This window comes from Nitrosomonas sp. Nm33, from assembly GCF_900107265.1.
GTDB lineage: Bacteria > Pseudomonadota > Gammaproteobacteria > Burkholderiales > Nitrosomonadaceae > Nitrosomonas.
This window is the reverse complement of sequence record NZ_FNPJ01000035.1, coordinates 1-13,579: the sequence shown is the minus strand read 5'-3', so window position 1 is coordinate 13,579 and position 13,579 is coordinate 1. Positions and strand designations below refer to the sequence as shown.

The window sequence follows — 13,579 nt, the reverse complement described above, 5'->3', positions numbered from 1 at the left end:
ACTTATAAACAAAAATTTAATATGTCGATAAACTGGTATAAATATGCGTCGCCTGCAAGTTTTTATTTTCTGGCAGGGAAAATGATTTGGTATTTTTCTATTGCAGCTGCAGTATTGCTTATTGCTGGTCTTTATATTGGCTTTTTTGTAGCACCGACTGATTTTCAACAAGGTGAAGCATATCGTATTATTTTTATTCATGTACCGGTTGCCTGGATGTCTATGTTCTTGTACGTAGTAATGGCATTTTGGGCTGGGATTGGTCTTGCTTTTAATACGCGTCTTTCATCGATGGTAGCAACAGCTATTGCACCAACGGGAGCTATGTTTACCTTTCTTGCCTTATGGACAGGAGCTTGGTGGGGAAAACCAATGTGGGGAGCATGGTGGGTATGGGATGCTCGACTCACTTCTGAATTAATTTTATTATTCTTATATATTGGGTTTATGTCACTTCAGGCAGCTATTGATGATCCAAGGCGAGCAGATAAAGCTGGGGCAATTATTGCATTAGTAGGGGTAGTTAATATCCCTATTATTTATTTCTCTGTTCAATGGTGGAATACTTTGCACCAAGGAGCCTCAGTTAGTATTACCCAATCACCCAAGATGGCTACAGCTATGCTTGCAGGAATGCTGATTATGTCACTTGCCGCATGGATGTATTCAATTGCCATGATACTGAAGCGAACAAGAGCTATTATATTAGAGCGTGAGCGCCATACTACATGGGTAGCAGAATTAAAGGGAACTAAACGATGAATTGGAATAGTTGGTCAGAATTCTTTTCAATGGGTGGATATGGATTCTATGTTTGGGGCTCATATTTGGTATCGGTTATTTGTATCGCTGGTGAAATTTGGTTGCTATCAAATCGCTGGCGAACTTTGCAAAAATCTCTTGGTCAGAGAGTCGAATCAACTATAAGAGAGAAAAAAAATGAAGCCACGTCATAAAAAAATAGCGATTATCGCCGCAAGCGTTACCGCCTTAACTATTTCTGCCATTTTAGTATTGAATGTTTTTCAGAGTAATCTAGTTTTTTTCTTTAGCCCAAGCCAGGTTGTAGCCAAAGAAGCTCCTGTAGGAAAAAGTTTTAGAATTGGTGGACTTGTTGAAGAGGGTAGTTTAAAACGCCAAGGCAATAGTACGACTGTTAGTTTTGCGGTAACCGACACTGCAGAAGCAATTAAAGTAGTCTACACAGGAATACTTCCAGATTTGTTCAAGGAAGGCAAGGGTGTAGTGGCACAAGGTAAAATAGCGAATGATGGTATTTTTTATGCGGATGAAGTCCTTGCCAAACATGATGAAAATTACATGCCACCTGAAGCTGCAAGTGCACTAGAACAAGCAGCCAAAGCTCAGAAAGCGTCATTAACTCAATAAGAAAAAAGCTTTTACAGAGAGTTTCTTAATCTCAGATAATTTTTTAAGGAATAGCATCATCATGATTCCAGAACTTGGTAATTTTGCTCTAATTCTTGCTATGTTATTAGCTTTGATTCAAGGAACCTTGCCTATGATTGGCGCTGCTCGCGGTATCCCTTCATGGATTGCTTTGGCTCGCCCAGTTGTACAAGGTCAATTCGTATTTATTGCTATCGCATTTGGCTGTTTGGCTTACTCCTTTGTTAACAATGATTTTTCAGTACTTAATGTAGCTTCCCATTCTAATTCAGAGCTGCCGATACACTTCCGATTTGCTGCTACGTGGGGATCACATGAAGGATCATTGCTGCTATGGGTATTGTTATTGGCAGGGTGGTCAGTTGCGGTCAGTGTATTTAGCCGTCAACTACCAGACGATATGGTAGCCAGGGTTTTAGGTGTACTAGGTCTGGTTAGTGTGGGATTTTTATTATTTTTACTATTTACTTCTAATCCTTTTGATCGTCTTTTACCCTCGGCGATTGAAGGTAGCGATTTGAACCCCTTGCTGCAGGATCCCGGGATGGTAATGCACCCACCCATGCTTTATATGGGATATGTTGGCTTCTCGGTAGCATTTGCTTTTGCTATTGCTGCTCTCATCAGTGGTCAGCTAGATGCTGCCTGGGCACGGTGGTCACGTCCCTGGACGACGGCTGCGTGGGTGTTCCTGACCACCGGCATTATGATTGGTAGCTGGTGGGCCTACTATGAATTGGGGTGGGGCGGCTGGTGGTTCTGGGATCCGGTTGAGAATGCTTCCTTTATGCCTTGGCTAGTTGGCACTGCTCTTGTCCATTCTCTAGCAGTTACGGAAAAACGTGGCAGTTTCAAAAGCTGGACTGTGCTGCTTGCAATAATTGCATTTTCATTAAGTTTACTAGGCACATTCTTAGTGCGCTCTGGGGTACTTACATCCGTTCATGCATTTGCTACAGATCCTGCACGTGGGATATTTATCCTGGTTTATTTGGTTGTGATAATAGGTTTTTCCTTAACGTTGTTTGCCTGGCGTGCTCCAAAAGTAGGTTTGGGAGGAAGCTTTCAACTCGTTTCGCGCGAGACCATGCTTCTTGCAAATAATGTATTGTTGTTGGTCGCTGCTGGTAGCGTCATGCTGGGCACACTTTATCCATTACTAGTTGATGCATTGGCGCTTGGAAAGATATCAGTTGGGCCTCCCTATTTTGAAGCTGTTTTCGTACCGTTAATGGCGCCTGCTATTTTTCTGATTGGAGTGGGGCCCATTGCAAAATGGAAACAAGCAAGTCTACCGTCTCTGGTAGTCCGTTTACGTTGGGCTTTTGCCGTAAGCTTGGTTTCCGCGTTAATCATGCCCTTTTTTATGAGTGAATGGAAACTACTCGTCAGTCTTGGTTTGTTATTAGCTTTCTGGGTCATTGCCAGCATCTTCGTCAATATCAAACACCGTTTACAAAATAGTGGTGATGGTGGGTTATTTAGTAAATTATCCCGTCAATCGCGTAGCTATTATGGAATGCACTGTGCACATTTAGGTATCGCAGTCTTTATAATTGGCGTAACACTAGTCAATGGTTACGAAACTGAAAAAGATGTTCGTATGGAAATCGGTAATGTAGTTTCAATTGGCGGATACACTTTCCGTTTTAATGGAACAAAAAGCTTACCTGGACCTAATTACAAAGCAATTCAGGGCGATATCGATGTTCTGAAGAATGATAAACAAATTCAGAAACTACACCCAGAAAAAAGAACCTACAATGCTTCAGGTATGGTCATGACTGAAGCCGCCATTGATGCCGGTTTATTCCGTGACTTATACGTTGCATTAGGTGAACCACTGGATAACACTGCCTGGGTTGTCCGTGTCTACCACAAACCTTTTGTGAATTGGATATGGTTAGGATGTCTCTTAATGGCATTAGGTGGAATTTTATCTATTACTGATCGTCGTTATCGTTACAGCATAAGCAAAAAAGAGAAAACTGAAATCACCGCAGAAACGATTGCTGAAAGTGATAGCGACACAAAACCCATAGAAGTAGAACCAACCATCATTCCAGAGGTAAGAAAAGTATGACCCGTTTCTTATTGCCTCTTGCTATATTTGCTGTTCTAGTCGTATTTCTTGGGGTTGGCCTGACATTGAATCCACGTCAGGTCCCATCTCCTCTTATCGACAAACCTGCACCTGTTTTCAAGTTGCATCATTTGCATGATCCAGATAAAACCCTTATGTCGCAAGATAATCTGGGGAAAGTATGGTTATTAAATGTCTGGGCTTCCTGGTGTGTCGCTTGCCGTGATGAGCATCCTTTGCTTGTACAATTAGCTAAGGCAGGAATAGTGCCAATATACGGACTCAACTATAAAGATCAATCAGACACCGCTATACGATGGCTTAAACAATATGGCGATCCTTATACAGTCAGTATTGTTGATTCTGATGGTAAAGTAGGTATCGACTATGGTGTTTACGGTGTTCCTGAGACATATGTTATTGATAAACAGGGAATTATTCGTTATAAACATATTGGGCCTGTGACAGTAAAATCGCTGGAAGATAAAATTCTTCCACTGATAAAAGAGTTGCAAGGATAAATTCGATGTATAAATTTGAGGCTGCAAATATTTTTGTATTACAAAAACGTATTGATCATTATTCTAAATTTATAAAACAGCTAGTTGCTGTTTTCTCTGTGGCGCTGTTACCGTTAATTAGCTTTGCTAATGAAGCAGTATCTAATGAAGCAGTACCGGTTGCAGAAGATCCAGTACTGGAAAAACGATTAATTAATCTGTCAGAAAATCTACGTTGCCTGGTATGCCAAAATGAATCACTCGCTGGTTCTCGTGCTGATTTTGCTAATGATTTGAGACGGGAAATGCGGGAACAGATGAAAGCCAATAAAAGCGACGAAGAAATCATAGAATTTTTAGTTGCGCGCTATGGTGACTTCGTTCTTTACAACCCACCATTCAAAGCTAACACAGTATTGTTATGGTTTGGTCCACTTATTTTATTTGTAGGCGGTACAATAGGATTAATCGTCTATTTGAGACGTCGTCGCACACAATTAGAAGATATTCCACTATCAGAAAGCCAGCGCTTAAAGGCTGAAGCTTTAATAAAAAAGATTAATAAGGAATAAGTATGACTTCGTTTTGGGTTGTTGCTGGAATTTTTATTGTTGCCGCATTAATGTTTGTACTTCCAACTTTATTGAGGAGTAGACAAGGTAAGGTTGAATTATTAGAACGGGAAGCTGCAAATATTGCAATTTATCGTGACCAGCTTGCAGAATTGGATAAAGATCTGCGCGATGATATTTTATCTAAGGAGCAATACGAAAAAAGTAAGCAGGAATTACAAACAAGAATGTTGCAAGATTTGGCGGCATCGCCAAACAATCCCGCAACTTCTTCAATGGTAAAAGGTCCAGGAATTGTCACGACAGTTGTTGTCATTTTAGCAGTTCCACTTACAGCTATATCGTTATATATGATTTTGGGAGATACACGTGGATTGCTTCCTCAATCTCAATTAGCCAGTGTAACGCAAGCTCATGCACAAGCGGGGATGCCTACTGGCCATAACGAAATTAAACCCGTTGTGGATAATTTGATTGCGCGCCTCAAAGAAAATCCAGAGGATATAGAAGGCTGGGTAATGTTAGGCAGAACCTACGCAATTATGGGCCAATTTCAAGAAGCAAGTGCGACATATGCAAAATTAATTGAAATGATTCCTGATAGCGCACAATTGCTGAGTGATTATGCAGACGTGCTTGGCATGACAAATAACGGAAGTTTGATAGGCAAACCTGCTGAATTAATTAATCAGGCGCTTAAGATCGATCCTAATTACCCAAAAGCACTTGCATTAGCGGGTACTGTTGAATTCGAACAAAAAAAATATGATCAAGCTGCAGCTTTTTGGGAAAAATTGTTGAGTGTTATTCCAGCTGATTCACAATTGGCTAAATCAGTAAATGATAGCATTGCTCAAGCCAAGTCACTGGCTAGGCAAGGAGATGATAATAATGCTCCAATGCAGTTGGCAAAAAGCTCAAATGTAAGTACAGACTTACCTACTGAAAAAAATCAGCAATCACAACCTGATAAATCCGATAACACTGCCAAAGCCGCTACCATTACAGGAACCGTCACACTGCGTCCTGCATTAGCCAGCAAGGTATCCCCGAATGATACAGTGTTTGTTTTTGCACGTGCCAAAACTGGACCTAAAATGCCATTGGCTATTTTAAGACTGACTGTAAAGGATTTGCCTGCAACCTTTTCACTAAATGATGATATGGCGATGACACCAACCATGAAGATGTCTAGCTTTCCAGAAGTAGTGATAGGAGGTAGGATAACGAAATCAGGCCAGGCTGTTCCAGCCAGTGGTGATCTGGAGGGATTTAGCAAACCTGTAAAACTTGGTGATAAAGATATTACCGTTGTGATCGATCAAATAATTCCTTAACCACCCCTTGTTAAAGACTAAATTTTAAATACTCCAATGATACTTAAACCAGCTCCAGATTTTGAACTTAAGGCTACTGGTGAGAAAACATTTCATCTGTCAGCATCTTTGGGTAAGAATATAGTGATTTATTTTTACCCTAAAGATGATACACCAGGCTGTACAGATGAGAGTCTACAATTTCGTGATCTTTATTCCAAATTTAAAGATCTCGATTGTGAAATTGTTGGGATTTCACGAGATAGCATAAAATCTCATGAGAATTTTAAGGAGAAGTTATCATTACCTTTTGATTTGCTGAGCGATACAGATGAAGTCGTATGTGAACTTTACGATGTAATGAAGATGAAAAATATGTATGGCAAGCAAGTGCGGGGTATAGAACGCAGTACTTTTGTAGTTGATACAAAAGGGATATTACGAAAAGAATGGCGCGGTGTTAAAGTACCTAGTCACGCCGAGGAAGTCCTTTCGTTTATTGGCGAACTAGAAAAAAGTTAAATAAAATTTATGATAATAAATGCTTAATTGAATCTTTTTCCTCTAAGAGTTCTTTATAGGTAGCAAGCATCTTTCTGTTAGATACTTCATTTATCTCTAATCCTTGGACGATGGTATAAACGCCATTCTGGCAGGTGACAGGAAATCCATAAATTACTCCCTCTGGGATTCCATAACTTCCATCAGAAGAGACTCCCATTGTGACCCAATCATTTTCTCTCGTACCAATAAGCCAATCATGAATATGATTAATTACTGCATTAGCAGCACTGGCAGCGCTGGATAAACCCCTTGCTTCAATTACTGCAGCACCCCGATTCTGAACAGTAGGGATAAAATAATCCTCTATCCAAGCATGATCATCAATAAGGTTTATGATTTTCTGACCATCTATTTCTGCGTGACTCAGATCAGGAAATTGGGTAGAAGAGTGATTACCCCAAATGATTATTTTCCTGACATTAGAAACAGGCTGATCTAATTTTGTCGCTACTTGATACAGTGCCCGATTGTGATCAAGTCTAAGCATGGAAGCAAAATTACCTGATGGTAAGTTTGGAGCATTTCTCATTGTAATATAAGCATTAGTATTAGTTGGATTACCAACAATCAATACTTTTACATTACGGTTAGCAACTTTATTAAGTGCTTTACCTTGAATGCTAAATATTTCTGCATTTGCTGTAAGCAGGTCCTTGCGCTCCATTCCTTTAGTTCTGGGTCGCGCACCAACCAGAATGGCAATATCTGCCATATTGAAAGCAACTAGCGGATCATCTGTTATGATGACATTCTTCAAAAGTGGAAAAGCACAATCACACAATTCCATTAAAACGCCATCAAGAATATGTTGAGACTGAGGAAGGTCAAGTAGATGTAATATGATAGGCTGATCATTTCCAAGCATATCACCAGCCGCAATTCGGAATAGCAGGCTATAGCCAATATGGCCGGCTGCACCTGTGATCGCAATGCAAACAGGAGGTTTCATTCTTTAGCTCGCCAAAGGATGTTATCACTCATAATAAAAAATTGAGAATCTATCATTAAGCTCACCTTATTATACTAGGAGTCTGCTATCCTTACTCTCGATTTAGGATAATAATTCGAAAACCTTGCATGCTTAACAACTGAATTGGTAGCTTGCTCGAATTACCTACAGACTCATCACAAAACGAATCGAAGTGGCTCCCACCAACTGAGTAACCTAAGAATAAATTAAGTTCTGAAAGGATAGCTATCAAGCTGGGTAGTTATCAAGCCCAGAAAGCCTGATGAATTAATTGTTTGATAGTGGGAGTAAATTTCATTGGGTGTCTGGTCATTGGGACTTTGATGAAATCGTTCCTGATTATACCACTTAAATTAAGTGCTTAAACTTTTCCTGGTTTCCTTTTACAGATCTCTAAATTCTTTGGATATAGATACTCGTACTTGATTGTACGCCATTGTCATTCTACAAAAATGTTATCATGATAACAGCTTTTGCTATCTATACTGATCTGGATGATGAAAGAGGAAATTACAAGCAGCTATTTAGTAGCAATTTAAAAAATACGGTGCACAGCTGCAAGCTGTGGAGGGAAAAGTTTGCAAATATGCACCGTTAAGTTCCTATCAATCAATAAGGAGTTCCAAACATGATTCAATTTCTAGAAAAATGCATTCATCAAAATTAAATCAGTAGCTAAAAAACACTACAGCCACAGTATCCTACTTTCTCTATAATGTTTGGAATTGTACTAAGGTACAGGCGTACTAAGGTACAGGTATAGTACTTAATGAAGTGATACTCAAAAAACTGGATTGTATGCTATAGTTGTTTCACAATAATATTATTATGATAACAATCCTTACTATCCATACTGATCTGGGTAATGGGCGAGGAAATTACAAGCAGCTATTTAGTAGCAATTCAAAAAAATGCGGTGCACAACTGCAAGCAGTGGAGGGAGAGGTCTGCAAATGTGCACCGCCAAGTTCCTATCAATCAATAAGGAGTTTCAAACATGATTCAATTTCTAGAAAAATGCATTCATCGAAACTAAATCAGTAGTTAAAGAACACTACAGCCACAGTATCCTACTTTCTCTATAATGTTTGGAATTGTACTAAGGTACAGACGTACTAAGGTACAGGTATAGTATTTAACGAAGTGATACTCAAAAAAACTGAACAGGTTGTTAAACTCTGACAATATAAATAAAAGAGAATAATAACCATGAGTTAGTAAGACGCATAATATTCCAGCGAATTAAGGCAAAACCAGGGAATTGAGCAGGGTGCCCATATAGATTCGGAAGAAATCGGAGCAAAAATATGGTTCGTTCCCGTCTCAACTCAAACCGCAACACATCCAGCATCACACCAGTTTCCAACTTTCATCATTTTAGATAATCTTTAAGCTTAAAAACTACTTGCCGTAAGAGTAATAATCATTCTAGGAAAGGCATATCTAAATGGAATTACAAATTATTGTTGTCATTGCTTTTGCTAGCTTGTTTGTTTTACTCATCCTATTAAAAATCTTTAATAAAAAAAGCAATCGTGTTTATTACCACACTAAAACTTTATTTACTCCTGCAGAAAGATCCTTCTTTGGGGTTCTTACTCAAGCTGTCTCTAATCAATATTTGATTTTTGGTAAAGTACGTATTGCGGATGTTATTGGGATTAAAAGAGCCCCAAATAATAGTGTCAGGCAAACAGCTTTTAATAAAATTGCATGTAAGCATTTTGATTATGTGCTTTGTACTAAAGACACATTGTCAGTTGTAGCCGTTATTGAGCTTGATGATAAAAGCCATTTAGAAGAAAAAACTATTCATAGAGATTCATTTGTTGAGAGTATATGTAAGAACGCTGGGTTAACCTTAATTCGCTTCAATGTAAAAGCAAGCTATCAAATTCCAACTATTCAAAGCAAAATAATGGCTTCTCTAAATTCTTCTGAGCTACGAGAAAATAATCGTAATGCAATAAAGCATCGTGCTTTTCGTACTTGATATTATTTATAGCTAGTAGAATTTTGTCCAAATCATAATACTTTATCTGACTTCCAAAGTCTCGGCGGGCGATAAAACAGCACCAAATGCTTTGTAATTTTCGTTATGCTGTAATGAAAAAAATGACTAGCAGAGTATCTCACAGATAATCTTCTTCTACTGACAGCGATACAAGGGGATGAAACAGTGCCACAATTGGCAGCTCGTTATGGCCTACATCCGACACAAATCAATAGTTGGAAACGGCTAGTAATCGATCAAGCTTCTGAATTATTTTGCAGAAACAACAACGTCAGTAAAGGAAGCAGGCAAACTACAGATGATTTGCATCGCGTCATTGGCCAATTGACGGTGGAACAATGCGATTTTTTAGCCAGAAAGCTCTATCACTAAGTCTTGCTCAGCGCAAAGCATAAAGATTTCCGGCGACGATGAAGCGCAGCGTAATTACCGTTCAGTGGAGCACCTGTTAGCCGCCTTTCTGTTATTTTCTTCTTACTTTCCGTCATACGCCCTTTGTAAAGCAGCGATGTCAAACTTCTTCATCTTGAGAAATGCTTGGGTGATGCGCGTCAACCTCGCAGGGTCTTTCGATTGCATCATTTCGTCCATAACAGTAGGAACGATCTGCCATGACAAACCATATTTATCCTTAAGCCAACCACACTCGACTTCTTGGCCGCCTTCGCTGGCAAGTCTTTGCCAGTAGAAATCAATTTCTTCCTGCGTATCACACTTGACGATAAACGATATCGACTCGTTGAATTTGAAAAGCGGACCTGCACTGATAGCCATGAACTCTTGCCCAAAGAGCTCGAAGGTTACGACATCTACTGTTCCAGAAGGAGTATCGTGAAGCGTTGTAGTGTTCTTGATTCGAGAGTTCTCGAAAACAGATGTGTAAAACTCGACTGCTTCTTTGGCTTCCTTGTCGAACCATAGATGTGGAACGATTTTCTGTTTGATTGTTGCCATGGCATTTCCCCTCATAAGGTTAACAAGTAATACTGACTGGTTTTGGTCAAACTGAGATATTACCTCTGAAAAGCTCTGTTAAATTAAATCACAAATTTACGATTAATGTAGAAAGACCGTCCGCATGAAATCATTGATAGCCTTTGACATAATCAGCAGATGTTGGCCAAGATTAACCATCAGGGTCAGGAGGAAGTCAGCTTTTTCCTCTGAAAAGATCAACAGCGCTATCAATAAGCCAAATAGCGCCTGTTATGACGCCAATACCAATGATGTAAAAGATTGTCCATATAACAATACCCTTAATGGGATTGAATATCGGCAGTAAGATCTCAAGTAAAGCCATATCGCTGGCCGATTGGGCAGAATGCTGAATGGTTGAGTAAGATGCTTGACTCGTTTGCCTGCTAGCTGAATTTGCAGCTTCCATTCCAGCGATCCATTCATCATGCTCTCGACGTTTGTCAGGGTCAGATAACACTTGATACGAAGCATTGATGATCGCCATGATTCGAGCAGCATCAGCATCCCCAGGATTCTTGTCTGGATGAAATCTCTGTGACAGCCTTTTGTATGCCGCACGGATGGCCTTTGGTGGTGCGTTACGTGCCACCCTGAGGTTATCGTAATGGGTATGGAATTTAGTCATACATGTAGAGCCTAGCAAGTAATTATATAGTTTTCATATATCCTTCATGCTTATGGCACTAACAGCATATCATTCTAAATGAACTGATATACAGTTTTAGGGATCAAGACAGTGCTGGCTGTTTCATATTATCTACAGTGAGATAGTGCAAAATTTATTTTTAACGGAGATAACCACTCATGGTCAGCGGTGACGCGTCTTTTTGCACCGTCTGCTGCACCAAAAGTTAGGAACCGATTCCTTTAAAAATGTGGCATGACAAAACTGTGTCCACCTGACTAGTTGATCCCTTTTTCTGTACCATTTTTATTGTAGTAAATCGTGCCTGATACGGGTGGTAGCCTTCTGCGCCGCTTCCATAATGGCCTCAGGATCCACATCCACCAGCTCTCCTTTTCTTTTCAAGGATCGTCCGTCGATAAATACCCACTCAACATTCACTGGTTGACCGTTAAAGACGATTTGATTGACCCACTCAAAACTCGGAGCAAAGTTGACATTCTCCGGATTGATGATGATCAAATCAGCTTTTTTACCAGGCGTTAGGGAGCCAATGCGATCAAACATATCCAGCAGCTTCGCTCCATCCACCGTGGCCATGCGCAGCACGTCAGCGACCCGAGGAAATATGCCAGCTTGGAGCGATATGGCTCGCTGCAGCCCCAGTGCAGCACGCATGTCGTTAAACATGTCACTCGTGTCATTCGTCCCGCCATCAATGCCCAGACCCACCTGAACACCGGCCTGCTTTAACTCGGGCAAGCGGATGATCCCGGAGGCTAGTCGCATGTTACTAAGCGGGTTATGCAAGATGCGCACGTCATGTTCAGCCAGGATATTAATTTCTTTATCAGTGAGGTGTATCCCATGAGCCCCCAGGAGATCTGGCCCCAGAGCGTTAGCTTCTTTTAGCACATCAAATGCTTTATCTTCACGTTGTGCAATGTTCTCAAGCAAATGCACATGCAGTTTTACGCCTAATTCCTTAGCCAACTTAGACATTGCGATGAGATCGGACTGAAGCGCCTTCGAGGGGTGGGAGGCGACTTGAAAAGTAGCTCTGGGGTTGGGGTCAATCAGTGTCTGCTTGACGAGCTTCATATCGGCGATGATGGCAGGATCGGCAGTGCCAAGATGCGCGAACACAAACCGCAGTCCAGAATCACTGAGGGCACGAATATTCCCCCGCACGAACTGGGGTGTAAAGGCATGCGACCAATCGACCGTTGTGGTGATCCCTGTATTAATCAGATCCAGGGTACTGAGCCGAACTCCAGCATAAGCCTCGGTTTCAGTAATCGTAATGTTAGGATTAGACAATGGAAACACACAAGCATCTAGCCAGCCAATGAGGTTTTTGTCAGTGCCGCAGCCACGAATGAGTGATTGCCATAAGTGATTATGCACGTCAACAAAACCTGGCATTACAATTTTGCCCGTCGCATCCACAACTTGAGCATTACTTTCCTGTAAGTTTTTACCTACCTTGATGATCTTGTCTCCATCCAGCAAGATATCGGCATTCTCGATAACCCCTAATTCACCTGTGCCCACCGCGGGATCCATGGTGAGGATAAGGGCAGCACCACGAATTAGAGTCTTCGAGGATGCCCCTAGTGCCAATGCACAGAAAGGACCCGCTATAACGCTCAGAATGAATGAAACCAGAATCACGGAATGCCGGCGCTTATATCTGAACATGATTTCTCTCCTCTCTAACTGTTTATGTGAGGTCTACCTAACGATTCGGGCGTATTTCTGATTGAGTATTTCAAATCCGAAAAAGATGGACCGAGATAGGCGCACCTTCGCGGACTGTCGTATCCGCTGCCTGCGGGCCGCTGTCGCCGAATGCACCGGCTCTGCGGTCTTGGGGTGAGCGAATGGCTCCTTAACCGTTCACCAACTAACCTGCCCAAGTGTCAAAGGGGATTGGTCCTTGAACGCTTAGCATCAATCAAAAAATCGGTCAGGTTGATGCCATACTCAACCTGCGATAGATTCTCAAGTACTTCGACGCTGCTTCTGAGTTGCTCGCGATCCGCTTTCATCGTAAACCTCCTAGGGTCTGTTGACATTTCACACAGGTAGCCACAGATACCCGCATGCCATGGCAACCATACTTTCATAATTTCTCTTTAGTTTGTCATATCGTGTTGCCACTGCCCGATACTGTTTTAGTCGGGCAAAAGCGTTTTCCACCAAGTGTCGATATCTATACAAGCCCCAATCCATATCTGCGTTACCCTTCAACGAATTGCGCTTTCCTGGAATCACAGCCCTGGCTCCCTTCTTTATTATCTGCTCACGTATACACTCACTGTCATAGCCCTTATCCGCTACAATCGCTTGTGCATCAGGTAACTTGGCAATCAGCTGCGGTGCTACAGAACAATCATTCACTTCTCCACCAGTAATCTCAAACTCAACTGGTAAACCACAACCATCAACTGCCAAATGAATCTTTGTAGTGTTACCCGCACGGCTTTTCCCGATGGCCTGCGGTTCTTGACCTGCTGCACCCGCACTATGCTGATGCGCTTTAAT

At 41.2% G+C, this 13,579-nt stretch carries 16 protein-coding genes; 10 read left to right on the top strand and 6 right to left on the bottom strand.

Going from position 1 to position 13,579, the window contains the following annotated elements:
• Window positions 1–21 precede the first annotated feature (21 nt).
• The 8 genes from ccmC to BLV54_RS08630 all read left to right on the top strand — a co-directional run bounded on the left by ccmC (window position 22) and on the right by BLV54_RS08630 (window position 6,403).
• The gene (gene ccmC / locus BLV54_RS08665) at window positions 22–762 is read left to right on the top strand and encodes a heme ABC transporter permease CcmC (protein WP_090570675.1); all 741 of its coding nucleotides are present in this window, start codon (window positions 22–24) and stop codon (window positions 760–762) included.
• The gene (gene ccmD / locus BLV54_RS08660; protein ID WP_090570672.1) at window positions 759–956 is read left to right on the top strand and encodes a heme exporter protein CcmD; all 198 of its coding nucleotides are present in this window, start codon (window positions 759–761) and stop codon (window positions 954–956) included. Before ccmC ends, ccmD begins: the two co-directional genes overlap by 4 nt.
• Window positions 940–1,389: a cytochrome c maturation protein CcmE gene (gene ccmE, locus BLV54_RS08655; RefSeq protein WP_090570669.1), complete on the top strand. Its 450-nt coding sequence runs from the start codon at window positions 940–942 to the stop codon at window positions 1,387–1,389. The genes ccmD and ccmE overlap by 17 nt, the downstream gene beginning before the upstream one ends.
• Before the next feature lie 61 nt (window positions 1,390–1,450).
• Window positions 1,451–3,493: a heme lyase CcmF/NrfE family subunit gene (locus BLV54_RS08650; RefSeq protein ID WP_090570665.1), complete on the top strand. Its 2,043-nt coding sequence runs from the start codon at window positions 1,451–1,453 to the stop codon at window positions 3,491–3,493.
• Window positions 3,490–4,014, top strand: a complete 525-nt coding sequence (locus BLV54_RS08645; RefSeq protein ID WP_090570662.1) for a DsbE family thiol:disulfide interchange protein — start codon at window positions 3,490–3,492, stop codon at window positions 4,012–4,014. Before BLV54_RS08650 ends, BLV54_RS08645 begins: the two co-directional genes overlap by 4 nt.
• Window positions 4,015–4,019: 5 nt before the next feature.
• On the top strand, window positions 4,020–4,565 hold the full coding sequence (locus BLV54_RS08640; RefSeq protein ID WP_090570659.1) for a cytochrome c-type biogenesis protein: 546 nt from the start codon (window positions 4,020–4,022) through the stop codon (window positions 4,563–4,565).
• A 2-nt stretch (window positions 4,566–4,567) separates the two neighbouring features.
• Window positions 4,568–5,902, top strand: a complete 1,335-nt coding sequence (ccmI, locus tag BLV54_RS08635; RefSeq protein ID WP_090570657.1) for a c-type cytochrome biogenesis protein CcmI — start codon at window positions 4,568–4,570, stop codon at window positions 5,900–5,902.
• Window positions 5,903–5,938: 36 nt separating this feature from the next.
• The gene (locus tag BLV54_RS08630; protein WP_090570654.1) at window positions 5,939–6,403 is read left to right on the top strand and encodes a peroxiredoxin; all 465 of its coding nucleotides are present in this window, start codon (window positions 5,939–5,941) and stop codon (window positions 6,401–6,403) included.
• Window positions 6,404–6,410: 7 nt separating this feature from the next.
• Here BLV54_RS08630 and BLV54_RS08625 read toward each other — a convergent pair whose 3' ends face one another.
• On the bottom strand, window positions 6,411–7,394 hold the full coding sequence (locus tag BLV54_RS08625; RefSeq protein ID WP_090570651.1) for a malate dehydrogenase: 984 nt from the start codon (window positions 7,392–7,394) through the stop codon (window positions 6,411–6,413).
• 1,468 nt (window positions 7,395–8,862) lie between these two features.
• Between BLV54_RS08625 and BLV54_RS08620 the strand changes: the two genes are divergently transcribed.
• Together BLV54_RS08620 and BLV54_RS08615 are read left to right on the top strand one after the other, a co-directional pair.
• Window positions 8,863–9,408: a DUF2726 domain-containing protein gene (locus BLV54_RS08620; RefSeq protein WP_090570648.1), complete on the top strand. Its 546-nt coding sequence runs from the start codon at window positions 8,863–8,865 to the stop codon at window positions 9,406–9,408.
• Between the two features lie 186 nt (window positions 9,409–9,594).
• Window positions 9,595–9,801 carry a hypothetical protein gene (locus BLV54_RS08615; RefSeq protein ID WP_090570644.1) on the top strand — a complete coding sequence of 69 codons (207 nt, stop codon included), beginning with the start codon at window positions 9,595–9,597 and terminating at the stop codon, window positions 9,799–9,801.
• A 102-nt stretch (window positions 9,802–9,903) separates the two neighbouring features.
• On the opposite strand, the gene BLV54_RS08610 is transcribed toward BLV54_RS08615, so the two are convergent.
• The 5 genes from BLV54_RS08610 to BLV54_RS08595 all read right to left on the bottom strand — a co-directional run.
• Window positions 9,904–10,383 carry a VOC family protein gene (locus tag BLV54_RS08610; protein WP_090570640.1) on the bottom strand — a complete coding sequence of 160 codons (480 nt, stop codon included), beginning with the start codon at window positions 10,381–10,383 and terminating at the stop codon, window positions 9,904–9,906.
• 196 nt (window positions 10,384–10,579) lie between these two features.
• On the bottom strand, window positions 10,580–11,032 hold the full coding sequence (locus tag BLV54_RS08605; protein ID WP_090570636.1) for a J domain-containing protein: 453 nt from the start codon (window positions 11,030–11,032) through the stop codon (window positions 10,580–10,582).
• 306 nt (window positions 11,033–11,338) lie between these two features.
• Entirely contained in the window at window positions 11,339–12,733 is a 1,395-nt protein-coding gene (locus tag BLV54_RS08600) for an amidohydrolase family protein (RefSeq protein WP_090570633.1), read from the bottom strand.
• Window positions 12,734–12,954: 221 nt separating this feature from the next.
• Window positions 12,955–13,083 (bottom strand): hypothetical protein, encoded by a 129-nt coding sequence (locus tag BLV54_RS16815; protein ID WP_256329298.1) that lies wholly within the window; start codon window positions 13,081–13,083, stop codon window positions 12,955–12,957.
• 28 nt (window positions 13,084–13,111) lie between these two features.
• A partial coding sequence (locus BLV54_RS08595) for an IS5 family transposase (protein ID WP_143032456.1) occupies window positions 13,112–13,579 on the bottom strand: 468 nt, incomplete at its 5' end.

What these genes read in the sequence shown, in the direction of transcription:
- ccmC (WP_090570675.1), top strand. Translation starts at nt 22, where the DNA reads ATGTCGATAAACTGGTATAAATATGCGTCGCCTGCAAGTTTTTATTTT.
- ccmD (WP_090570672.1), top strand. Translation starts at nt 759, where the DNA reads ATGAATTGGAATAGTTGGTCAGAATTCTTTTCAATGGGTGGATATGGA.
- ccmE (WP_090570669.1), top strand. Translation starts at nt 940, where the DNA reads ATGAAGCCACGTCATAAAAAAATAGCGATTATCGCCGCAAGCGTTACC.
- BLV54_RS08650 (WP_090570665.1), top strand. Translation starts at nt 1,451, where the DNA reads ATGATTCCAGAACTTGGTAATTTTGCTCTAATTCTTGCTATGTTATTA.
- BLV54_RS08645 (WP_090570662.1), top strand. Translation starts at nt 3,490, where the DNA reads ATGACCCGTTTCTTATTGCCTCTTGCTATATTTGCTGTTCTAGTCGTA.
- BLV54_RS08640 (WP_090570659.1), top strand. Translation starts at nt 4,020, where the DNA reads ATGTATAAATTTGAGGCTGCAAATATTTTTGTATTACAAAAACGTATT.
- ccmI (WP_090570657.1), top strand. Translation starts at nt 4,568, where the DNA reads ATGACTTCGTTTTGGGTTGTTGCTGGAATTTTTATTGTTGCCGCATTA.
- BLV54_RS08630 (WP_090570654.1), top strand. Translation starts at nt 5,939, where the DNA reads ATGATACTTAAACCAGCTCCAGATTTTGAACTTAAGGCTACTGGTGAG.
- BLV54_RS08625 (WP_090570651.1), bottom strand. Translation starts at nt 7,394, where the DNA reads ATGAAACCTCCTGTTTGCATTGCGATCACAGGTGCAGCCGGCCATATT.
- BLV54_RS08620 (WP_090570648.1), top strand. Translation starts at nt 8,863, where the DNA reads ATGGAATTACAAATTATTGTTGTCATTGCTTTTGCTAGCTTGTTTGTT.
- BLV54_RS08610 (WP_090570640.1), bottom strand. Translation starts at nt 10,383, where the DNA reads ATGGCAACAATCAAACAGAAAATCGTTCCACATCTATGGTTCGACAAG.
- BLV54_RS08605 (WP_090570636.1), bottom strand. Translation starts at nt 11,032, where the DNA reads ATGACTAAATTCCATACCCATTACGATAACCTCAGGGTGGCACGTAAC.
- BLV54_RS08600 (WP_090570633.1), bottom strand. Translation starts at nt 12,733, where the DNA reads ATGTTCAGATATAAGCGCCGGCATTCCGTGATTCTGGTTTCATTCATT.
- BLV54_RS16815 (WP_256329298.1), bottom strand. Translation starts at nt 13,083, where the DNA reads ATGAAAGCGGATCGCGAGCAACTCAGAAGCAGCGTCGAAGTACTTGAG.